This is a genomic window from Roseateles sp. Mitsp63, assembly GCF_059491535.1.
Genome location: NZ_CP168509.1, coordinates 654,664 through 676,536, shown reverse-complemented (window position 1 = coordinate 676,536; position 21,873 = coordinate 654,664). Strand labels below are relative to the sequence as shown.

Genomic DNA, 21,873 nt, shown 5'->3' with positions numbered 1-21,873 from the left:
TCATTTCCCTATACGAAAAATACATTGCCCTCGTAAAGGACGGGCACCATCCAGTGATGTGAAGGGAGCGTTACGCTTATTGATGTTTCACCAACCTCAATTCCCTTGCTATCAGAGGCACGAACGACTACACGAATATAATCAGTAATGGTTCGCCCCGGCTCCACCACGATCAACCCATTTAAATCGATCACATCGGCCTCATCGACATTGAAACCCTCAACGTCATACTTCTTCTTGCCAAATGTGAAACGATCTGCCCCGACGCTGCCTGCGAGCGTGCCGGTATCTCCCCCGCTGAATTCCGGCTGCACTACGTTTGCAACAAGAGAGAACTCCAGGCTCGACATTGCGCCATCAGCCCCGGACCCATCCACGGCTTTCACCCACACCGATTTTGTTCCATCAAGATAGCCAAACGTCTTTGGAGCAATAACTCCGTCGGCGCGTCCTGCCACCCAAGTCTGCCCCGAGTCCAAGCTGTATTTCCAGCCGCTTCCTTGAGCGAGGCCTTCGACCACCACGGTTGCGTCGCTCGTCACCCGATCCGCGCTGGACGCTCCGTTGTCATTTCTCAGACTCAGATTCGGTGCGCCTGCCTTGTTGACCGTGAAATCGAGGGTCGAGGTTTCGCTCACATTTCCGGCCAGGTCGATCTGACGGAACGTCACCGTCGCGCTGCCATTAGGAACGGCGATGTCGCTGGCGTCCAACTGCCCGGAACTCTTGCCTTGGTGCCAATGCGCCCCGTCGTCGAAGCTGTATTCCCAAGCAGCCCCTGCCTCGGCGCCAATTTCAATATGTTCACCGCTGGCGACGAGCCCGCCGGCCGCCTCGGCCGTTACCTGGTCAGGCGCCTTGGTGTCCAGCCGGAAGCTGAACTCCGTTATCGCACTTTCGATTCCTGCGGAATCGATCTGCTTGACCCGGGCATGGTGAAGCGTCTCAACGCCAAAAAACTCCGCGGCAGGAATCCTCCCTCCGGTTCCGATTTCCCACTCGCCGCCGTCAATGCTGTATTTCCAGATAGTGGCGGCTGCAATATTGCCGACTTGCAGCGTCGGATTGTTGGTGACCTTGTCTTCACCGCCAAATCCGGAATCGTCCAGCAACGCGATGGTCGGAGGGGGCGGGGGCTGAGGTGCAGGCGTCGTGGGTTTCTCAGGTTCGGGCGGTGGGACGATATCCGGATTGGCCGGCGTTTCGGGAGTTTCAGGTTTTCCCGGCTGCCCGGATCCGGGCTGCTCCACATCCGGTTTGGGCACATTGGGGCGCGGCGATTGGCCGTCGCCGGGCTTGGGCGTTTCAGGCGCGGGTGGGGGACCATGGTCAGGCGTGGGCGGCAGAGGCTTTTGCCCGTTGTCAGGTTTTGGAGTTTCAGGCGCAGGCGGATGCCCGTCATCGGGCTTCGGCGGTTCGGGTTGAGGCCGGGGAATCTCCGGCTTGGGTACTTCCACGACGGGCGGTTTCGGGTCTCCCGACTTGCCACCGCCGCCACCGCTCGCGGCGGCGGCGAAGCCGACCGCACCGAGCGCCACACTGCCAATCACCAGGGCTGATGGGCCGCTAGCCGCGCCAGCGGCAGGGAGGTCAGCGGCGGGATTCGTCGCAATCTCCATCGGCCTCAGGGCATCCGCTGCGGGGCCTTCCGCCGAAGCCACCTGTCCGCCCGGTTGAGGCGCTTGCTCATCGTCGAGTTCTTCCTGGCGCCGCTCCACTGGCTGCCCTCGACCGTGGACGGGTTGCGCAGCGACCTGCCGCAGTTGCTTGATTCGTGACATGGCGCCTAGCCTTTGCCGAGTTGAAAACCCGGCAGTCTTCCGACATCAACTGCTCGCGGCATTAGCCTCCATCCACATGGCTTTCCGGCAGCTCTCACCTGTTTATGGGATACCTGCCAGCACTTCTGCGCGCTGTTCGCCGCCGGTTGTCACCCGGCCCCCTCACAATGCGCCCCGTTCCCACATCGAGGTGGCGTTCCCCCGGCATCCCCCGCCGCCGGACCAGCCGCCCATCAGGAAGGACCATGACCGAACGATTCAAGCCCAGCGTGACCGTCGCCGCCGTGATCGAACAGGACGGCCGTTACCTGCTGGTCGAGGAGCTCACCCGCGACGGGCTGCTGCTCAACAACCCCGCCGGCCACCTCGAACAGGCCGAGTCCGTCATCGACGCCGTCAAGCGCGAAGTCCTCGAGGAAACCGCCCGGCCGTTCACGCCGGACGCCTTCCTCGGCGTCTACCTGTCGCGTTTCCTGCGTCCGGACCGCGGCGACGACGTCACCTATGTCCGCATGGCCTTCACCGGCCGCGTCGGCGACCAGATCCCCGGCCGCCCCTTCGACGAGCCCATCCAGCGCACGCTCTGGCTGACGCTGGACGAGATCCGCGCCAGCCGCGAGCGCCATCGCAGCCCGCTGATCCTGCAATGCGTCGAGGACCACGCCGCCGGCCGCCGCCTGCCGCTCGAGGCCATCAGCGCGCATTCATCGATCTACGCCCCGAGGGCCTGGCCGCACTGACCGCACTGACCGCATCCGGGCGGCGCCCGGCGCTCAGAGCGTCATCGCCGCGCTCGTCGCCTGCTCGCTGTGCAGCGGCTCGCGCCGGCAGGCCTCCAGCTCGTTGATCGCGCAGCGCGCCAGCGTCAGCAGCGAATCGCGCTGACGCTCGCGCAGCCGGCGCGGCAGCCGGTCCATCACGCACAGGCTGCCAACCGCCTCGCCCGTGGCCAGCGACAGCGGCACCGTCGCGTAGAACCGCACGTATGGCGCGCCCTGCACCAGCGGATGGTCGAGGAAGCGCGCGTCATGCCAGGTGTCGGGCACCTCGTGCAGACCGCGGTGATGCATCAGATGCGAGCACAGCCCCCGCGTGCGGGGCATCACCCGCAGGTTCAGGCCCGACCGGCCGATCAGCCGCAGCTGCTCGCCGTCCACCAGCCCCACCGCCGCCATGCCGCAGCCGCTGATGTCGCAGGCCAGGTCGGCCAGTTCGTCGAAGGACGACGGCCCGCGCTGCGGCACGTCCAGGCCGTCGACCGCCGCCTGGCGCTCGTGCTCGTCGGACTGCAGCGGGGCCAGCCAGCTCCGCAGCAGCTGCAGCGAGTCCTCGATCTGATGGCTCTTGTCGAAGAAACCCGAGATGCCGTGCTCCGCGCAGGCGCGCCGCATCTCCTCGTAATAGCTGTTGCTCAGCACGATCACCCGGGCGCCCAGGCCCAGCTGCCGCATCGCCCGCAGCACCCGCAGCCCGCTGCCCGGCTGCAGCGCCAGGTCCATCAGCACCGCGTCCGGCTGCGTCCGCGCGATCACCTCGATGGCGGATTGCTCGCAGGCGGCCTCGCCCACCACGCGGATCCGGCGCTCCCGCGCCAGCAGCGCCTGCAGCTGCGCCCGGACGGTGATCGATCCCTCGACGATGACGACGTTCATGATCTGGACTCCCTGTTGCATTCAGTTTCGTCCGCGGGGCGTCCGGAAATCAGTCGGCGTTGCCGGGAGGCACTGTGCGCCGCGGCGCAGACCGCCTGTCAGCCAACCCCTACACGGCAGGCCTTCTTGACCTTTGGGACAATCGCCCCCCATGAATCCCAAGAAGCAACGCATCGTCGTCGGGCTGTCCGGCGGCGTTGATTCCGCCGTGTCCGCCTGGCTGCTGAAGCAGGCGGGCCATGAGGTCGTCGGCATCTTCATGAAGAACTGGGAAGACGACGACGACAGCGAGTACTGCTCCTCCAACATCGACTTCGTCGACGCGGCCGCGGTGGCCGACGTCATCGGCATCGAAATCGAGCACGTCAACTTCGCCGCCGAGTACAAGGACCGCGTCTTCGCCGAGTTCCTGCGCGAATACCAGGCCGGCCGCACGCCCAATCCGGACGTGCTGTGCAACGCCGAGATCAAGTTCAAGGCCTTCCTCGACCACGCGATGCGCCTGGGGGCCGAGAAGATCGCCACCGGCCACTACGCCCGCGTGCGCGAACTGGATGACGGCACGGCGCAGCTGCTCAAGGGCCTGGATCCGCTCAAGGACCAGAGCTACTTCCTGCACCGGCTCAACCAGGCGCAGCTGCGCAAGACGGTGTTCCCGGTCGGCCATCTGCCCAAGACCGAGGTGCGGCGCCTGGCCGAGGAGATCGGCCTGCCCAACGCGAAGAAGAAGGACTCGACCGGCATCTGCTTCATCGGCGAGCGCCCGTTCCGCGAATTCCTCAACCGCTACCTGTCCCACAAGCCGGGCCCGATCAAGGACGAGCGCGGCCGCAAGCTGGGCGAGCACGTCGGCCTGTCCTTCTACACGCTGGGCCAGCGCCAGGGCCTGGGCATCGGCGGCGTGAAGGACAAGGGCGCGCCGCGCGGCGGCGGCGAGCACGAACCCTGGTTCGTCGCCCGCAAGGATCTGGAGACCAACACGCTGGTCGCCGTCCAGGGTCACGGCCATCCGCTGCTGCACAGCCGCAGCCTGGTCGCGCAGGACCTGAGCTGGACCGGCGCGGCGCCGGGCTTCGGCGGCTTCGGCGCCAAGACGCGCTACCGCCAGGCCGACGCCGCCTGCGCGCTGACGCCCGGGGCGGACAGCATCCGGCTGGACTTCCCGCAGCCCCAATGGGCCGTCACGCCCGGCCAGAGCGCGGTGCTCTACGACGGCGAGATCTGCCTGGGCGGCGGGGTGATCTCAGAAGCGATCGCCTGAGCGGCAGCTCATCCAGCGATTCGGGGCACTCGTCGCATGGCGGGAAGCGCCCGCCCGGCTGTCCCATGACAATGCGCACCGTCCCTGCCGGAAGTCGCCCCGGGTGACCGATTCAGCCGATCCCGCCGATCGGGCCGAGCCGGTCCCGCGCGCGCCGGCAGGTCCCTGACCCGCCTGCCTGGACCGCCCCTTGGATCGTCTGCTCGCCCGCATCGCCCAGCCCGCCTTCGTGCTGCGCATTGCCGCCCTGGCGATCTGCCTGCTGGAACTGGGCTCGGCGATCTGGGGCCTGATGGGCAACGCGACCGAGCCCTACGACGGCGTCCTCGCCAGCCTGTACCGCCGCGTCGGCGGCAGCACGCACGACGCCCCTTTCGTGCTCACCTGCCTGGCGCTGGTGATGGTGTTCGCGTGGCAGTTCTGGCAGCTGGCACGCCAGCAGTACCTGGACCTGCCGCCCCGGGACGCGCTGTCCCGCGTGCTGATGCTGGACCTGCTGGCGCTGCTGGTCACGCCCGGGCTGCCCTTCCTGGTCACGGTCCTGGCGGCCCTGCTGCTGAACGCGCGGCGCGCCTTCAACTTCGCGCTGGCGCAGGTGGTCGTCAACGTCGCGCTGTACTGGCTGCTGCCCAGCGAGGCGCAGCGCCTGGAGCAGCTCCAGCCCGACATGCCCTGGTGGGTGAACAGCGTGGGGCTGGCGATGTCGATGGTGGCGCTGCATGGCATGGCCTTCGGGCTGGGCCGGCTGGCCGCCGCCGAGGGCGAGCGGCGGCGCTGGTTCCAGGCCATGCTGGCCGAGAAGCAATCCGGCGAGCGCCTGCAGCTGGAGCAGTTGCGCTACGCCGAGCGCATGCACATGGCGCGGGAGCTGCATGACGTGATGGGGCACCACCTGACCGCGCTCAACCTGCACCTGCAGCTCAGCGAGGCGCTGCTGCGGCGCCACGACGAGGCCGGCGCGGCGCAGGCGGTGGAGAAGGCCAAGCTGGGCGCGGCGGGGTTGCTGGCGGAGGTCCGCGCGGCGGTGTCGCGCGAGCGCGAGAGCCAGCGCATCAATCTGGAAACGGCGCTGCGCGCGCTGGCCGACGGCATCGCGAGCACGCAGATCGAGCTGGCGCTGGATCCGGTTGCGCAGGACCTGACGCCGCGCTGCGCGCATGCGCTGCTGCGCTGCGTGCAGGAGGCGGTGACCAACGCGGTGCGCCACGCCGGCGCGACCCATGTGCGGGTGAGCCTGGAGGCGGTCGATGCGCCGCCGCCGGCCGAAGGGGCCGCGCCGGGCGCGGGCGGCGGCGGCGGGGCGGGGCCGCAGGTGCGGGTCCGGGTTGACGACAATGGCCGCGGCACGCGCAAGCTGCGCGAGGGCAACGGCCTCAAGGGCATGCAGGAGCGCATGGCCGAACTGGGCGGGACGATGCAGGTGCTACGGCATCACCCCGGATTCCTGATCGAATTGAACTGCCCGCGGCGAGCCTGAACGGGCCGGCGCCATCCAGGGAAGGAGACGACATGAGCGAGAACACGATCAAGCTGCTGCTGGTGGAAGACCAGCAACTGGTGCGCGAGGGGCTGAAGGGCCTGCTGGCGCTGCACGACGACATCCGCCTGATCGGCGAGGCGTCCGATGGGGCGGAGGCGCTGGAGCTGCTCGCGCGCGAGCAGCCGGACGTGATCCTGTCGGACATGCGGATGCCGCGGCTGGACGGCATCGGGCTGATCCGCGCGCTGGCGGCGCGGGCGCTGAAGATTCCGGTGGTGCTGCTGACGACCTTCGACGACACCTCGGCCTTCGACGAGGCGGTGCGCGCCGGGGCGCGGGGCTTCCTGCTGAAGGCGATCAGCCCGGACACGCTGGTGCAGGCGCTGCGCGACGTGGTCGGCGGATCCACGGCACTGCGGCCGCTGCTGACCGAGCGGATGGAGCGCGCGCCGGTCGAGCGGGCCTTCGCGGCGACGCCGGAACCGGAGCCGCTCAGCCCGAAGGAGCTGCAGGTGCTGCGCCTGGTGGCCAGCGGCCGCAGCAACACCGAGATCGCGGCGCTGCTGGGCAACAGCGAGGGCGTGATCAAGAACCACTGCTCCGCGGTGTTCGCGAAGATGGGCGTCAGGGACCGCACGCAGGCGGTGCTGCGGGCGATCGATCTGGGCTGGATCTGACTGATCCATCCATTCCCTCGCCCGCTTGCGGGAGAGCAACCGTGTCAAGCGCTGCTGCTGACCAACTCCCTCGCCCCCCGCGAGGGGGGAGAGGGCAGGGGAGAGGGGGGTGCTTCGAAGGGCAGCAGCGCTGTGGCACGAGCCCCTCTCCCCTCCCTCTCCCCGCTGGGGCGAGGGGGTTTACTGCGACGTCCGGCTCTTACCCCCTCGCCCGCTTGCGGGAGAGGGGGTGAGGGCCAGCGGCGCAGGCAGTCCTGAAGCCGCCCCCCAACCGTCAGGAACTCAGATCCAGAGGTCGTAGTCCTGGAGGGCGCGGATGCGGCGCTCGACCGACAGGAAGCGGGCGGCGCCCACTTCGCCGATCGCCTTCACCACGCGCGGGTGGTACTTCTTGTAGAGCTTCTGCTCGGCGTCGACGTACCCCAGGTAGCCCTTGGAGAAGTACTTCGACTGCGCGTTGGTGGGCGTGTCGCTGATCTGCACGAACTCCACCGACATGCGGGTGAACTGGCGGTTCAGCGCGGCGAGCTCGCGCTCATAGGCCTCGTAGATCGGCACGAATTTCTTGGTCTGGGCCTCGTCCAGCGCCAGCGCCTTGAGCACGACGCCCTTGCGGTCGGCGCGCACGGCATCGCGCAGGGTCTGCGCCTGGGTGGCGTCGGGCACCGGCGCCGGATCGGCGAAGGCCGGCAGCGCGGCGGTCAAGGACAGGCACAGCGCGGACAGCGCGGCAAACTTCTTCATCACTCTTCCCTCGTGAATCGTCGAACTTCGACTGCGCGGCGGATTCTAGGGAGACGGGTTTGCCCTGACCCTCGGGGACTTCACGGGGAGACAGCCGCGCGCCCCGGCCACCAGCGCTCCCGCCAGCCCGCCCGTGGCGGATCCGCCACGCGCAGCACCAGCTCGGTCCCCGCGCCCGGCGCGCCTCGCACCGTGAAGGCGGCGTTCAGGAGCCGCGCGCGCTCGTGCATGCCGCGCAGCCCGTAGCGCACGCCGCGCGTCTGCCGCGCGGCCCAGTCCGGCGCCAGCCCGATGCCGTCGTCGCGCAGCGTCAGCGTCACCGCGCCGGGGTGGAACTCCAGCAGCAGGTCGACCGCGCCCGCCCGCGCATGGCGCTCGGCATTGGTCAGGCCTTCGCGCGCGATCAGCAACACCTCGTCCTCGACGGAGGGCTCCAGCGCGCGCGGGGTGCCGCTCACCCGGATGCGGAACCGCCCCGGCGGCCGGATCAGATCCCGCCCGGCCTGCGTCAGCCGCTCCACCAACCCGCCCGCGTCACCGCCGCCGCACCGCCCGCCGCGGCCGCTGCCACTGCCACTGCCACCGCCGCCACCGCCACCGCCACCGCTGCTGCCACCATTGCCGCCACCGCTGCGGCCGCTGCAACCATTGCCGCCATTGCCTCCGCATCCTCCTCCGCGACCGTTGCGACCATCGTGGTGGTCGTCGCCGCCATCACCATCAACTCCCTCGCCCGCTTGCGGGAGAGGGCGGGGGAGAGGGCCAGCGGCCGCCCGATCCTCGGCATCCTCGTCATCGATGCGCTGCCGCAGCTGCCCGACGCGATCGCGTCCTTCGGCCAGCAGCGCCTCGGCGCGGGTCAGATCGCGTTCCATGCGCCGGCGCAGTTCCGCGTCGGCCACGCGCCGCACGCTCGCATCCAGCCCGAGCAGCAGCCCCTGGAACCCTTGCAGCAGCGTGTCATGCAGATCCCTTGCGATGTGCTCGCGCTCCCGATGGCGGACCTCCAGCCGCATCCGCAGCCGTGCCTGGAGCGCTCGCACGCGGAGCCGATAGCCGCCCCAAGCCGCCGCCACCAGCGCGAGCGCCGCCGCCCACCGGAACGCGGAGCTCTCCAGCAATGACGGCGCGATATGGAACGCCAGCACCGACGGCTGCCGGCTCCAGAGCCCATCGGGATTGGAGGCGAGCACCTCGAAGCGATAGTCGCCGGGCCCGAGATTGGCGTAGGTCGCCTCGCGCTGCGTCCCCGCGTCGCGCCAATCCGCATCGACGCCCACCAGGCGGAACCGATATCGCACCTGTTCCGCGCGGCTGAGCACCCGCGCCGCGTATCGCAGCGTCAGCGCGTGGGTCCCCTGCGGCAGCTGCAAGCCCTGCGACGCCGGATAGCTCTGCCCGCCCGCCATCAGCGCCTGCACGTCGACGCCGACCTCGCGCGAGTTGCGCGGCGTGCGCGCCGGATCGAGCCAGACCACGCCCAGGTTGGTCACGAACCACAGGCGCCCCCGGGCGTCGCGCACCGCGGTGGAGGTCGGCGACGCCTGCCGCGCGATGCCCGGCAGCCCGTCCGCCGCGTCGAGCAGCTGATAGCTGAGCGGATGCGCCGACTCGACGAACAGCGACGGCACCTCCTCCGCCGCGAGCCGCACCAGCCCCCGTCCGCCGTTCAGCCAGAGGTCGCCGTCGAAGGACTCGACGATGCCCGACACCCGCCCGAAGGCGGGATCGCGATCGATGGTGATGGTGGCGAACCGCCCATCGCGGCCCAGCGCGACGCCGTTCTCCCCGGCCACCACCAGCCCGTGGCGCGTGTTGAGCATCGCCAGGATGCGTCCCGTGCGCAGGCCCTGCTCCGGCCCGGCGCGCAGCGGCTGCCCGCGGTCGTCCAGTCCGAGGAGCACGCCGTCATGGCCGAACCACGCGGCCCCATCGGCATCGACGGCCAAGGCGCCAGGCGCGACGCCCGCCAGCTCCGCCGCCTTCACGCGCGTGACGCCAGTGCGCGTCGCATGAAACACGCCCGCATCGAGCAGCGACAGCCAGAGCCCGCCCGACGGATCGGCGGCCATCCCCATCGCGCGGGCCGGATCACCGGCGGGCAAGGGCAGCTCATGGCGCTCCCACCGTCCGCCGGCCGGCAGACGCCACAGCGCCTGGGCATCCAGCAGCCAGAGCGCGCCATCGGCGGCACGCACCGCCGAGGCCGGCGGCCGCCGCGACGCGGGCCGGGGATCGAGCGCGGGCTCGCGCGCCGGCGCCGCGGGCGGGTCCAGGCGCCAGCTCGCCGATGAGCTCGACAGCCTCACCCCGCTGCCCTGCGGCTGCACGTCGAAGCCGGTGGCCGCCGCGTCCTCCAGCGGCGTGACGCGCCGCACCCGGTGCGCGCGCAGGCTGTTCACGCCGACATTGGTGCCGACCCAGATCTCGCCGTCGTCGCTCTCCAGCAGCGGCACCGTGATCGACGAGCCCAGCCCGTCCGCGACGGTGAACCACTGCCCGCGCGACCAGTCGAGCTGCTCGCCCGCCATCAGCCGCGCGGTCTCGGCGGCATCGGTGCGGAAGACACCGCGGCCGTTCACCGTCACCCACAGGCCGCCGTCGTTGGCGAACAGCATCTGCTTCACCCGGGTCGACGGCCGCCCGTCGCGCGCCGACACGACGCTCGGCGAGAAAGGCGCGGCGGCGAGGTCGTCGATCAGCACCGGACCGGGCGCCGGCGCGGTGCCGGGGAGCGTCGCCCAATCCCGCCACGAGCCCGGCAGGCCGAGCGGCCGCACGCCGCCGTGGCCGTCGGCCATCCAGAGCCGGTCCTGCCCGTCCTGCGTCATCACGGCCTGATGGCCGGTGCTCACGCCGGTGTCGTCGAAGCGCGAGGCCCCGGCGGCGAGGCGGTAGAGACGTTCGCCGGAGCTCACCCAGAGCGTGCCCTGGCGGTCGCGGAACAGGTACTCCGCGCCCGCGGCCGGATAGCCCTGGGCCGCGCCGACGCGCTGCCAGCGCTGGCCGTCGAAGCGCGCCAGGCCCTTGCCCGCCGCGGCCCACAGCGCACCCGAGGCGCGCGCGAAACGCAGCACGCGCCCGCCGGGCAGCCCTTGCGCCGCGCCATGACTCAGCACCTGGCCGCCGCGCAGCTGCAGCACGCCGCCTTCGAACAGCCCGATCCACAGCGAGCCGTCGTCATCGACCATCAGCGCGTTGATGTTGAGCGCCGGCAGCGGCTGCCCGCCGGGCCGGTAGCGCTCGAAGCGCAGCCCGTCGAAGCGGTACAGCCCCATGCCGGTGCCCAGCCACAGCACGCCCTCGCGGCCGCCGGCCAGCGTCCAAACATCGGCGGGCGCGCCGTCACGCACGTTCCAGGCGCGCTGCGAGAAATCGGCCAGGCCGTCACTGGCGGCGCGCGCGGCCTGCAGCCCCGGGCCAAGGAGCCACGCGGCGCAGCACCAGGCGACGGCCAGCGCCCGCGCGATCAGGCGCGCGCGGCGGCCGCCGGCGCGATCACGCCGCACACCGCGCATCGAGGCCGGAGCGCGGCTCGCGCGCCGGCATCGGCGCCGGGTCGTCGATCGGCGGCTCGTCGAGCAGCCCGCGCCGCAGCGCCTCGGTGGCCGCCTGCGTGCGGCTGCGCGCGCCCAGCTTCTGCAGCAGCGTCTTCACATGCGTCTTGACCGTGCCGGCCGCGACGCCCAGCCGCAGGCCGATCGACTTGTTGTCCAGGCCCAGGCACAGCATGCGCAGCACGTCGCGCTCGCGCGGCGTGAGGTCGTCGCCGAGCCAGCCTTCCGCGATCGCGCCAGCCGCCGCGCGGCAGAGATAGCGCCGGCCGGCGGCGACGGCACGGGCGGCATCGCGCAGCTCCTCGAGCGCGCAGGTCGCATGCACGTAGCCGAGCACGCCCGCCGCCATCGCATGCCGCACGCGGCCGCCATGGGTCACCGGGCTGACGACCAGCCAGTTCGGTCCCGGCAGTCCGGCCAATCCTTGCCGTCGCGGCTGCCCTCCGAGCGCCTGCAACGCGCCCTCGTGGTCGGCGATGACGAGCCGCAAGGGCGCGTCGCGCACCGCCGGCGCCCCGTCGTCGAGCGTGAGCCCGTCGCCGGCCGGCGCCGCCTCGTGCGCGCGGAAGAAGGGCGAGAGCGCCGCGGCGATGCCCGCGCGCAGCAGCGGATGCCGGTGGACCACGACCGCGTCCAGCACGGCATCCCGGGCGGGATCCCGGACGGAATCCCGGACGGAGGGGCGCGCGGCGGCGATGGACTGGATCAGGGACATGGACAGCTCCCAGGGAACGATGACGGACGGGGCCGGCCTCAGCCGGCATGGAGGCCGATCATCGGAAGCGGGCGGGTGCCACGATAGCCCCGGTCGAGTCGATACCGGCTACCCGAAAGGGTATCGGCCCCTCGGAACGGGGCGCTCCCGCGGGGGGCGCGCCTATGATCCTCGCCATGGTGCCCATGCCCGATCCCATCCGCGTCCTGACGGTCGACGACCACCCGCTGATGCGGGAGGGCATCGCCGCGGTGCTGGACGAGGAACCCGACATGGCGCCGGTGGGCCAGGCCGAGAACGGCTGGCAGGGCCTGCAGGCCTTCGAGCGGCTGCGGCCCGACGTGACGCTGATGGACATCCAGATGCCGGGCATGGACGGACTGGAGGCGCTGGCGCGGGTGCGGACGCTCAGCCCTGGCGCGCGCGTGATCGTGCTGACCACCTTCAAGGCCGATGCGCAGGCCCGGCAGGCGCTCAAGCTCGGCGCGGTCGGCTACCTGCTCAAGACGCAGCTGCGCGCCGAGCTGCTCGACGCCATCCGCGCCGTGCACCGCGGCCAGCGCTGGATCCCCAACGAGGTCGCCCAGGAGATCGCCGCCCATGCCGGCCAGGAGCAGCTCTCCGGCCGCGAGATCGACGTGCTCGAGCACATCGCGCAGGGCCTGAGCAACCGCGAGATCGGCGGCGCGCTGTCGCTGTCCGAGGACACGATCAAGGCGCGGGTCAAGATGATCCTGGCCAAGCTCGACGCGCGCGACCGCACGCATGCGGTCGTGCTCGCGCTCAAGCGCGGGCTGCTGCGGCTCTGAGCTTCCCCAGGCGCCGGCAGTCATCCCCTCTCCCGCTGGGGCGAGGGAGTTCTTGCCAGCAGCGCCCGCTCCTTCTTACCCCCTCGCCCCAGCGGGGAGAGGGAGGGGAGAGGGGGCTCGTGCCACAGCGCTGCTGCCCTTCGAAGCCCCCCCTCTCCCCTGCCCTCTCCCCCCTCGCGGGGGGCGAGGGAGTTCTTGCGCAAGGGCTCTTGCCACAGCGCTGCTGCCTCCGACGGGAGAGGTCCCGCTGCGCCATCGGCGGCTGTCTTTCCGGACGGCGGCTTCCTAGGATGACTCATCCCTCGGAGACCCTCGATGACGACCCCTTCGATCCCCCCGGATCCGACCCGCCGCGACGTGCTCGCGCTGGGCGGCCAGCTCGCGCTCGCCGCGGCGCTGCCGCTCGCGCTGGCCGACACGGCCGCGGCCGCTTCCTCCCATCCTCAACACCCCCTGCCAGGAGCCCCCATGAGCTACATCACCACCAAGGACGGTACCCAGATCTTCTACAAGGACTGGGGCACCGGCCAACCCGTCGTCTTCTCGCATGGCTGGCCGCTGAGCAGCGATGCCTGGGAAGACCAGATGCTCTTCCTCGGCCAGAACGGCTTCCGCGTCATCGCCCATGACCGCCGCGGCCATGGCCGCTCCAGCCAGCCCTGGAACGGCAACGACATGGACACCTACGCCGACGACCTGGCGGCCGTGCTCGACAAGCTCGACGTGAAGAACGCGATGCTGGTGGGCCACTCCACCGGCGGCGGCGAGGTCGCCCGCTACGTCGGCCGCCACGGCACCAAGCGCGTCGCCAAGGTCGTGCTGGTCGGCGCCGTGCCGCCGACGATGATGAAGTCCGCCGCCTATCCGAACGGCCTGCCCAAGGACGTCTTCGACGGCATCCGCGCCGGCGTGCAGAAGGACCGCTCGCAGTTCTACAAGGACCTGACCACGCCGTTCTTCGGCGCCAACCGTGCGGGCGCGCAGGTCTCGCAGGGCATGCGCGACAGCTTCTGGCTGCAGGGCATGCAGGGCTCGCTGAAGGCGCAGTTCGACTGCATCAAGCAGTTCTCCGAGACCGACTTCACCGAGGACCTGAAGAAGATCACCGTCCCGGCGCTGATCATCCACGGCGACGACGACCAGATCGTTCCGATCGGCAACTCCGCCGAGCTCTCGGTGAAGCTGGCGCCCAAGGCCACGCTGAAGGTCTACAAGGGCGGCAGCCACGGCCTGGCCGCCACCGCCAAGGACCAGCTCAACGCCGACCTGCTGGCCTTCGCCAAGGCCTGACCGGCCGCGCCCGCCTTCACCCCGTTTCGTTCGGGGCCGGCCACCCGCCGGCCCCCCATGTCTTTCAGGAGATTCCCATGAGCAAGCTCGCCAAGGCCGTTCCCGGCGCCAAGTTGCTGAACCCCGCCGACCACACGCTGGTCATGATCGATTTCCAGTCGCAGATGGCCTTCGCCACGCACTCGATCGACGCCAACAACCTGCGCACCAACGCCTCGCTGGTGGCGCAGGCGGCCGCCGGCTTCGGCGTGCCGACCATCCTGACCACGGTCGCCGAGAAGAGCTTCTCCGGCCCGATGTTCGACGAGGTCACCGCGCCCTTCCCCGGCCAGAAGATGCTGGACCGCACCTCGATGAACACCTGGGAGGACGCGGCGGTGATCGAGGAGGTCAACCGCATCGGCAAGGACCGCATCGTGCTGGCCGGGCTGTGGACCAGCGTCTGCATCGTCGGCCCGGCGCTGTCGGCGCTGGACCAGGGCTTCGAGGTCTACGTGATCACCGACGCCTGCGGCGACGTCTCGCTGGAGGCGCACAACCGCGCGGTCGAGCGCATGGTGCAGGCGGGCGCGCAGCCGATGACCTCGCTGCAGTACCTGCTGGAGCTGCAGCGCGACTGGGCCCGCACCGGCACCTACGACATGACCACCGGCATCGCGAAGAAGGTGGGCGGCTCGTACGGCATCGGCATCAACTACGCCAAGTCGATGTTCAACGCCCACGAGGGCTGATCGCGCAAAGGCGGCCATCATGAATGCCTATGTCCTGTCGGCCGCCGTCGGCCTGCTCGTCGGCGTGATCTACGGCGTGCTCAACGTGAGGTCGCCGGCGCCGCCGGTGATCGCGCTGGTGGGCCTGCTGGGGATCCTCGCCGGGGAGCAGATCCCGGGGCTGGTGCGCCAGTGGATGCACCGCGACACTGCCCAGGTGAGCTGGATCGACCAGAAGGTGCGTCCGCACATGTTCGGACGCATGCCGGGCTGCGACAAGCCGGTGACCGGCGCCATGTCCAGCAAGGCCAGCAAGGCCGGCAACGCGGAGACGCAAGATGTCTGATTCCCATTCGACGGCCGCCGCGGCGGCCACGCCCGATCTGGTGCTGTTCAACGGCCGATTCACGACGCTGGACCGCGCGCGGCCGACGGCGCAGGCGGTCGCCATCCGCGGCGGGCGCTTCCAGGGCGTCGGCGGCAACCAGGAGATCCTGGCGCTGGCCGGCCCCGGCACGCGCCGCATCGACCTGAAGGGCCGCGGCGTGCTGCCGGGCCTGATCGACAACCACCTCCACATCATCCGTGGCGGACTGAACTTCAACATGGAGCTGCGCTGGGACGGCGTGCGCAGCCTGGCCGACGCGATGGCGATGCTCAAGGCGCAGGTCGCGATCACGCCGGCGCCGCAATGGGTGCGCGTGGTGGGCGGCTTCACCGAGCACCAGTTCGCCGAGAAGCGGCTGCCGACCATCGACGAGCTCAATGCCGTTGCGCCGGACACGCCGGTCTTCATCCTGCACCTGTACGATCGCGCGCTGCTGAACGGCGCGGCGCTGCGCGCCGTGGGCTACACGCGCGAGACGCCCGAGCCGCCCGGCGGCCAGATCCTGCGCGACGGCGCGGGCAATCCGACCGGCCTGCTGCTGGCCAAGCCCAACGCGTCCATCCTGTACGCGACGCTGGCCAAGGGGCCGAAGCTGCCGCCGGAGTACCAGCTCAACAGCACGCGCCACTTCATGCGCGAGCTCAACCGGCTGGGCGTGACCGGCGCGATCGACGCGGGCGGCGGCTTCCAGAACTATCCCGAGGATTACCAGGTCATCCAGCAGCTGTCCGACGCCGGGCAGCTGACGATCCGCCTGGCCTACAACCTGTTCACCCAGAAGGCGGGGCAGGAGAAGGAGGACTTCCTCAACTGGGCGAAGTCGGTCACCTACAAGCAGGGCGACGACTACTTCCGCCACAACGGCGCGGGCGAGATGCTGGTGTTCTCGGCCGCGGACTTCGAGGACTTCCGCCAGCCGCGGCCCGACATGCCCGCGCAGATGGAGGGCGAGCTCGAGGAGGTGGTGCGCATCCTGGTGCAGAACCGCTGGCCGTGGCGCATGCATGCGACCTACGACGAGACGATCTCGCGCGCGCTGGACGTGTTCGAGAAGGTCCATCGCGACACGCCGATCGACGGCTTGAACTGGTTCTTCGATCACGCGGAGACCATCTCGCAGCGCTCGATGGACCGCATCGCGGCGCTGGGCGGCGGCGTGGCGGTGCAGCACCGCATGGCCTACCAGGGCGAGTACTTCGTCGAGCGCTACGGCGCGCGCGCCGCCGAGGCGACGCCGCCGGTGGCGGAGATGCTGCGCCGGGGCATGAAGGTGTCGGCGGGCACGGACGCGACGCGGGTCGCCTCGTACAACCCGTGGGTGTCGCTGTCGTGGATGATCACCGGCCGCACCGTCGGCGGGCTGCAGATCACGCCGCAGCGCCACTGCCTGGACCGCGAGGCGGCGCTGCGCATGTGGACCGAGAACGTCACCTGGTTCTCGAACGAGCAGGGCAACAAGGGCCAGATCGCGGCGGGACAGCTGGCCGACCTGATCGTGCCGGACCGCGATTTCTTCGGCTGCGCCGAGTCGGACATCGCCGACACCGGCGCGCTGCTGACGATGGTGGGCGGCAAGGTCGTGTGGGGCGCGGGCGAGTTCGCCGATCTGGACGAATCGGCGCCGCCGCCGGCGATGCCGGACTGGTCGCCGGTGCGGCGCTACGGCGGCTACGGCGCCTGGGGCGCGGAGGGCAAGCCGCTGCAGGCGGCGATGCAGCGCGCCGCGTGCTGCGACACGGCCTGCGGCGTGCACGGCCATGCGCACGCGAACGCATGGGCGTCGGAGGTGCCGGCCTCGGACCTGCGCAGTTTCTGGGGCGCGCTGGGTTGCGCCTGCTGGGCGGTGTGACATGAGCGCACTCCGACCGACCCGGCTCACCCCGCCCGCCGCGCCGCGCAGGGTGGAGGCGATCCTGCAATGGCCCTCGCTCGCGGTGCTGCTGCGCGTGGGACTGGCCTCGGCCTACCTGATCGGCGGCATCGACAAGCTGATGGACTTCCCCGGCGCGGTCGCCGAGCAGGCGCACTTCGGCCTGCAGCCGGCGGCGATGTGGGCGGTGGTGGTGATCGCGGTGGAGCTGATCGCGTCGCTGCTGCTGATCGCCAACCGCTGGGTGTGGCTGGCGGCGGGCGCGCTGGGCGTGCTGACGCTGGTGGCGATGCTGGTCGCCAACAACTTCTGGGACCTGAGCGGGCAGGCGCGCTTCATGGCCAAGAACGCGTTCTTCGAGCATCTGGGCCTGATCTGCGCGCTGGCGATGGCGGCGCGGATCGCGGTGATCGAGCGCAAGGGGGCGGCATGACGGGGGCGAAGCGATTGCTGCTGGCGAGCCTGGCCTTGGGCTTCATCGGCGGCTATGTGGACACGGTGGGTTTCGTGGCGCTGTTCGGGCTGTTCACGGCGCACGTGACGGGCAACTTCGTGCTGATCGGCGCGGAGCTGAGCCGCTCGAGCGCGAACAGCGTGCTGCTGAAGCTGCTGGTGTTCCCGACCTTCGTGGCGGCGGTGGCGCTGGCGCGGATGGTGGCCTTGCGCTGCGAGCGCACGAAGACGGTGGCGAGCCGGCCCTTGCTGGTGATGCAGGCGGCGTTCCTGGTGGTGGCGCTGGCGTGCAGCGTGCCGGCGGGCGCGGCGCTGGCGCCGGACGCGCCGTGGGCGATGGCCACGGGGCTGTTCATGACGGCGGCGATGGGCGTGCAGAACGCGGCGGGCCGGCTGGCCTGGCCGGCGCTGACGCCGACGACGGTGATGACCGGCAATGTCACGCAGGTGGTGATCGACGGCGTGGACCTGCTGCGCGGCGCGGCCGCACCGGAGGTGCGGGACCGGTTGAAGCGCTTCATCTGGCCGGTGGTGGCCTTCGCCGCGGGCGCGCTCGGGGGCGCGTTCGCGTATGCCGGGTGGAAGTTCTGGGCGCTGGGGTTGCCGCTGGTGATGCTGGCCGGTTTGGTCGCGATGGATGTGAGGCCGGATCAGAAGGGCTGACCTTCTGGCATCAATGCAGGTCGCCCACTCGGGAGAGGTAGGCGACCGCCGGCCGCGCAACCTGCCGGAGCTTTCTCGCCTCCATGCGCGCTTCGAGCGTCGATTGGAGCAACGCCCAGGAGGCTGCCGCGATGGAGCCTCCGACGATGCCCAGCGCGCCGCCGGCGAAGCATCCCTTGGTTGAAGCGCAACGGCGGCACTGCTCGACTTTCAAGGTCTCTGGAGCGAAGTCTTCTCGTCATCAGCGAGGATTCAGGACCTCCGACCAACCGCGAGAACGAAAGCATGACGAGTAGAGATGAACTGCTGGACCGAGCTACCCGACAGCTGGGCCATTCCTTCGACGGCGAGATCAAGTCCGGCGGCAACTATCAGCCGCTGATCCGCGACGGCCACACGATCCACGTCAGCGGCCAGGTGCCGCGCGTGAAGGACACGGTGGTGGTCACCGGCCGCGTGGGCATCGACGTGGACCTGCCTCGCGCGCAGGAGGCCGCGAAGATCTGCGTGATGCGGGCGCTGGTGCTGTTGCAGCGCTCGCTCGGATCGCTCGACGCGGTGAAGCAGGTGCTGCGGCTGAACGTCTACACGCAATGCGGCGAGCACTTCACCCAGATCAGCGAAGTGGCCGACGGCGCGTCGGAGTTGCTCGTGCAGATCCTCGGCCCGGCGGGCACGCATGCGCGGACCTCGGTCGGGGTCTATGCGCTGCCGAAGAACGCCAGCGTGGAATTGGATCTGACCGTCGCTGTCCAATCCTGAGCGTTCGAGGCGCGCTCTCGAAGGGGGCGCCTCCCGCCGCGCCGCGTCGTCGTGTTGCTGATCGGCATTTGCGGAGGCTCCGCGCCGACGTCGGTTTGTCCCGTGCACGAACGGATGGAAAGTGCACGTCCGATTACAGCCGCCTCGACGACCTGACATCCGTCGTCTTCGTTGCAGGGGCGGGAGGCAGCGCTTATCGGGCAAGCGCGATTCCCAGCCGGCCGCCTCAGCAGCAGCTTCCAGTCATCCATGTCGTTTGGCAGCCTTCGCCTACCGGAATCGGGACAGAGACACTCATTCAACGCTATCGTGTCCCGCGCAATGTCTCTGAAGAATCGAGAGCCTGTCAGGCCTCAGCTCTGGACATCATGTCCAAGGGTTACCACGAGTCCTGTGGCAACCCGTAGCAAGGACACTGGATGCAGGACACCGCACAACATGCCGCCGATCCCAGGAAGGGGATTGAGCTGCGGAAGGGGGAGGCCATGGCCGACGAGAGCCAACCGGAAGACGATGACGTCGAACACACCGATGCATCCGATCCAGCACACATCGAGCTTGTCTTCGGATTTGTAGGCCCCACGGGCATCGACCTGGATAAGGTCTGCGACGTACTTCGACTTCAGCTGAAGTCGCTGCAGTACGACTGCGAAGAAATTCGACTCAGCAGTCTGATCACAACGTTCACCGGCGCATCCGAAACTTTTGAGAATGCCTACGAGCGGATCAAGACGCTCATGGAGCGAGGGACGGCGCTCCGAGAAGACACAGGGCAGGCGGACATCGTTTCCCGGCTTGCGATCGCCGACATTCGCCGCGCGCGCGTTGAACGCTCCGGGCGAGTTCGCAAGCCCGCGCGGCTGACGGCTTATCTCGTACGCTCATTCAAACGTCCGGAAGAGGTCGAGCTGTTCCGGCAGGTCTATGGCAAGGCCTTCACCCTGATTTCCGTTTATGCGTCTCGCACATGGCGGACCCACTTTCTAAGGAAGGCCATTGCTTCCACGCTTTCCAGCGACAAGTCACGCGCGGACGAGTACGCCGCGGAGTTGATCTCGATTGATCACAACGAAGAAGGAAGGAAGCTGGGGCAAAGGGTCGGGAAGACCTTTCCTCTTGCGGACTTCTTCGTCACCAGCGAGTCCCGACCAGAACTTGAGCGCAATCTGAAGCGTTTGGCCCATCTGACCTTTGGAAATCCATACATCTCTCCCACCCGCGATGAACAGGCCATGTTCTTCGCCAAGGCTGCCGCGCTCCGTTCCCTGGATCTCTCGAGGCAGGTGGGGGCCGCGATCGTTTCCGATGACGGCGATCTGCTCACGACCGGCTGCAATGAGGTTCCGAAATTCGGCGGCGGCCTCTATTGGGCCGAAGACGAGTTCGTGGAACGCGACCACGAACGCGGACTCGATTCGAACGTCGCGGTGAAGCGAGAGATCGTCAAAGATTTCTTTGATCGCCTGAAGGGCCAACACCTCCTGACGGAGGAGGCGATGCTCAAGTCCAGTGCGGAACTCTCAGATGAGGCGTTGTTTGACAACGACGCCTATCTCAAAGATTCCCAGGTGTTCGACGTCATCGAGTTCGGCCGCGCCGTGCACGCGGAAATGGCGGCCATCTCTCAGGCTGCCCGGGCGGGTGCTCGCCTGCAGGACAGCCGTCTTTTCTGCACCACCTTCCCTTGCCACATCTGCGCCAGGCATATCGTGGCTTCGGGCATCCGTGAGGTCGTATTCATCGAACCGTATGAAAAGAGCCGGGCTCAGGAACTCTTTAGCGATTCCATCAGCGTTGAGCCCTCGGAACCTTCTCCTACCCGGACGAACTTCCGCGCGTTCGTGGGTGTTGCGCCTCGCCGATACCTGGACTTCTTCGAGGTGCAAGGCGGGCGCAAAACCGACGCCGGTAAGATTCGCCCGTTGGATGAGCAGTCCGCCACGCCCCGGATCAAACGCTTCGTCTTCACCTACACCTACGCAGAAGCATTCGCCATCGATGCGATTGCTCCGTTTCTCACAGCGACAGACAGGAGCCAGCCATGAGTCATCAGCAGACCTCATTCATGGGACAAATCGCTGCAGCCAAGAAGGAGGCGCAGGAATTGCGCCAATCGATGAAGGAGGCGGCGCGGGTTGCCACGCTCACGTTCCCTTCCTCGCGCGCGTCGAATGCCGTATCTGCTTCTGAGAAGAAGCCCACGAAGGACTCTTGATTGCGCCCTCGGGGGGAAAAGCAAAGGCCCGCAGGATCGTCTCCTGCGGGCCTTTTCGGTTTCTTCTGCGAAGTGAGGACTTAGAACGGGATGTCGTCATCCATGTCATCGAAGCCGGTCGCCGGCTTCGGCGCGGGGGCCGGGGCGCGAGGCGCCGGAGCACGCGGAGCCGGCGCGCGCGGCGCGTCGAAATCACCGCTGTCGCGGCCGCTGCCGCCGCTGCGCTCCGCCGAGCGCTCGCGGCTGTAGCCGCCACCGCCGCCACCCATGTCATCGCCGCCGCCTTCGCGGCCGCCCAGCAGCTGCATCTGCTCCGCAATGATCTCGGTGGTGTAGTTGTCCTTGCCTTCCTTGTCCTGCCACTTGCGGGTCTTCAGGCGGCCCTCGACGTACACCGGACGGCCCTTCTTCAGGTACTCGCCAGCGATCTCGGCCAGGCGGTCATAGAACACCACGCGGTGCCATTCGGTCTCTTCCTGGCGCTCCCCGCCTTCGCGGCTCTTCCAGTTGCGCGTCGTCGCGATGCTCACGTTGCACACCGCGCTGCCGCTCGGCGTGTAGCGCAGTTCCGGATCACGGCCCAGATTGCCGAGGATGATGACTTTGTTGACCGAGGCCATGAGGGGTGCCTTCGCTTGCGTATCGTTGAATGTTCGGAATGGGAAACTTCGCGCCGCCAATCGCCCGGAATTCCGCCTGAGGCGAACCCGCAAACCCGCGGCGCAGCGGGCGGATTATGCCGCCAGCCCTTTTCTGCGGCGATCCCCGGCAAACGCTGATCGGATGGCGGAAATGAGCCGGCGCCTCACCGAACCCGGTGGGCATCCTCAGCCGGATTCGTCGCCG

At 69.2% G+C, this 21,873-nt stretch carries 20 protein-coding genes; 14 read left to right on the top strand and 6 right to left on the bottom strand.

Features of this window, described 5'->3' with window-relative positions; all coding sequences use genetic code 11:
- Positions 1-8: 8 nt before the first annotated feature.
- Entirely contained in the window at positions 9-1,781 is a 1,773-nt protein-coding gene (locus ACEN96_RS02905) for a hypothetical protein (RefSeq protein WP_495586551.1), read from the bottom strand.
- 245 nt (positions 1,782-2,026) lie between these two features.
- Here ACEN96_RS02905 and ACEN96_RS02900 point away from each other — a divergent pair, with 245 nt between their 5' ends.
- Positions 2,027-2,521: an NUDIX hydrolase gene (locus ACEN96_RS02900; RefSeq protein ID WP_495586550.1), complete on the top strand. Its 495-nt coding sequence runs from the start codon at positions 2,027-2,029 to the stop codon at positions 2,519-2,521.
- A gap of 33 nt (positions 2,522-2,554) precedes the next feature.
- Here ACEN96_RS02900 and ACEN96_RS02895 read toward each other — a convergent pair whose 3' ends face one another.
- Entirely contained in the window at positions 2,555-3,454 is a 900-nt protein-coding gene (locus ACEN96_RS02895; protein WP_495586549.1) for a response regulator, read from the bottom strand.
- Positions 3,455-3,584: 130 nt separating this feature from the next.
- Here ACEN96_RS02895 and mnmA point away from each other — a divergent pair, with 130 nt between their 5' ends.
- The 3 genes from mnmA (at position 3,585) to ACEN96_RS02880 (ending at position 6,851) form a co-directional block, all read left to right on the top strand.
- Positions 3,585-4,694 carry a tRNA 2-thiouridine(34) synthase MnmA gene (mnmA, locus tag ACEN96_RS02890; protein WP_495586548.1) on the top strand — a complete coding sequence of 370 codons (1,110 nt, stop codon included), beginning with the start codon at positions 3,585-3,587 and terminating at the stop codon, positions 4,692-4,694.
- 190 nt (positions 4,695-4,884) lie between these two features.
- Positions 4,885-6,171: a sensor histidine kinase gene (locus ACEN96_RS02885; RefSeq protein WP_495586547.1), complete on the top strand. Its 1,287-nt coding sequence runs from the start codon at positions 4,885-4,887 to the stop codon at positions 6,169-6,171.
- Between the two features lie 32 nt (positions 6,172-6,203).
- Positions 6,204-6,851 (top strand): response regulator, encoded by a 648-nt coding sequence (locus tag ACEN96_RS02880; RefSeq protein WP_343641342.1) that lies wholly within the window; start codon positions 6,204-6,206, stop codon positions 6,849-6,851.
- Positions 6,852-7,133: 282 nt separating this feature from the next.
- On the opposite strand, the gene ACEN96_RS02875 is transcribed toward ACEN96_RS02880, so the two are convergent.
- The 3 genes from ACEN96_RS02875 to ACEN96_RS02865 form a co-directional block, all read right to left on the bottom strand.
- Complete coding sequence (locus ACEN96_RS02875; RefSeq protein ID WP_495586546.1) at positions 7,134-7,595, bottom strand: hypothetical protein; 462 nt, start codon at positions 7,593-7,595, stop codon at positions 7,134-7,136.
- Positions 7,596-7,675: 80 nt separating this feature from the next.
- Positions 7,676-11,104, bottom strand: coding sequence for a sensor histidine kinase (locus ACEN96_RS02870; RefSeq protein ID WP_495586545.1), 3,429 nt, complete (start codon positions 11,102-11,104; stop codon positions 7,676-7,678).
- Positions 11,094-11,867, bottom strand: a complete 774-nt coding sequence (locus ACEN96_RS02865) for a helix-turn-helix transcriptional regulator (RefSeq protein WP_495586544.1) — start codon at positions 11,865-11,867, stop codon at positions 11,094-11,096. The genes ACEN96_RS02870 and ACEN96_RS02865 overlap by 11 nt, the downstream gene beginning before the upstream one ends.
- Positions 11,868-12,043: 176 nt before the next feature.
- On the opposite strand from ACEN96_RS02865, the gene ACEN96_RS02860 reads away from it, so the two are divergent.
- From ACEN96_RS02860 to ACEN96_RS02815, 10 genes are all read left to right on the top strand, one after another.
- Positions 12,044-12,676 (top strand): response regulator, encoded by a 633-nt coding sequence (locus ACEN96_RS02860; RefSeq protein ID WP_495586543.1) that lies wholly within the window; start codon positions 12,044-12,046, stop codon positions 12,674-12,676.
- Between the two features lie 315 nt (positions 12,677-12,991).
- Positions 12,992-13,966, top strand: a complete 975-nt coding sequence (locus tag ACEN96_RS02855) for an alpha/beta fold hydrolase (RefSeq protein ID WP_495586542.1) — start codon at positions 12,992-12,994, stop codon at positions 13,964-13,966.
- 77 nt (positions 13,967-14,043) lie between these two features.
- Positions 14,044-14,697, top strand: coding sequence for a hydrolase (locus ACEN96_RS02850; RefSeq protein ID WP_495586541.1), 654 nt, complete (start codon positions 14,044-14,046; stop codon positions 14,695-14,697).
- 19 nt (positions 14,698-14,716) lie between these two features.
- Positions 14,717-15,022, top strand: coding sequence for a XapX domain-containing protein (locus ACEN96_RS02845; protein ID WP_495586540.1), 306 nt, complete (start codon positions 14,717-14,719; stop codon positions 15,020-15,022).
- A complete protein-coding gene (locus ACEN96_RS02840) occupies positions 15,015-16,913 on the top strand; it encodes an amidohydrolase (protein WP_495586539.1) in 1,899 nt (632 codons plus the stop codon). The genes ACEN96_RS02845 and ACEN96_RS02840 overlap by 8 nt, the downstream gene beginning before the upstream one ends.
- 1 nt (position 16,914) lies before the next feature.
- A complete protein-coding gene (locus tag ACEN96_RS02835) occupies positions 16,915-17,367 on the top strand; it encodes a DoxX family protein (protein WP_495586538.1) in 453 nt (150 codons plus the stop codon).
- Complete coding sequence (locus ACEN96_RS02830; protein WP_495586537.1) at positions 17,364-18,050, top strand: YoaK family protein; 687 nt, start codon at positions 17,364-17,366, stop codon at positions 18,048-18,050. The genes ACEN96_RS02835 and ACEN96_RS02830 overlap by 4 nt, the downstream gene beginning before the upstream one ends.
- Positions 18,051-18,335: 285 nt before the next feature.
- Positions 18,336-18,812: a RidA family protein gene (locus tag ACEN96_RS02825; protein ID WP_495586536.1), complete on the top strand. Its 477-nt coding sequence runs from the start codon at positions 18,336-18,338 to the stop codon at positions 18,810-18,812.
- 419 nt (positions 18,813-19,231) lie between these two features.
- Positions 19,232-20,857, top strand: a complete 1,626-nt coding sequence (locus tag ACEN96_RS02820; protein ID WP_495586535.1) for an anti-phage dCTP deaminase — start codon at positions 19,232-19,234, stop codon at positions 20,855-20,857.
- Positions 20,854-21,027, top strand: coding sequence for a hypothetical protein (locus tag ACEN96_RS02815; protein ID WP_495586534.1), 174 nt, complete (start codon positions 20,854-20,856; stop codon positions 21,025-21,027). The genes ACEN96_RS02820 and ACEN96_RS02815 overlap by 4 nt, the downstream gene beginning before the upstream one ends.
- Before the next feature lie 80 nt (positions 21,028-21,107).
- On the opposite strand, the gene ssb is transcribed toward ACEN96_RS02815, so the two are convergent.
- Complete coding sequence (ssb, locus tag ACEN96_RS02810; protein ID WP_495586533.1) at positions 21,108-21,647, bottom strand: single-stranded DNA-binding protein; 540 nt, start codon at positions 21,645-21,647, stop codon at positions 21,108-21,110.
- Between the last annotated feature and the right edge of the window lie 226 nt (positions 21,648-21,873).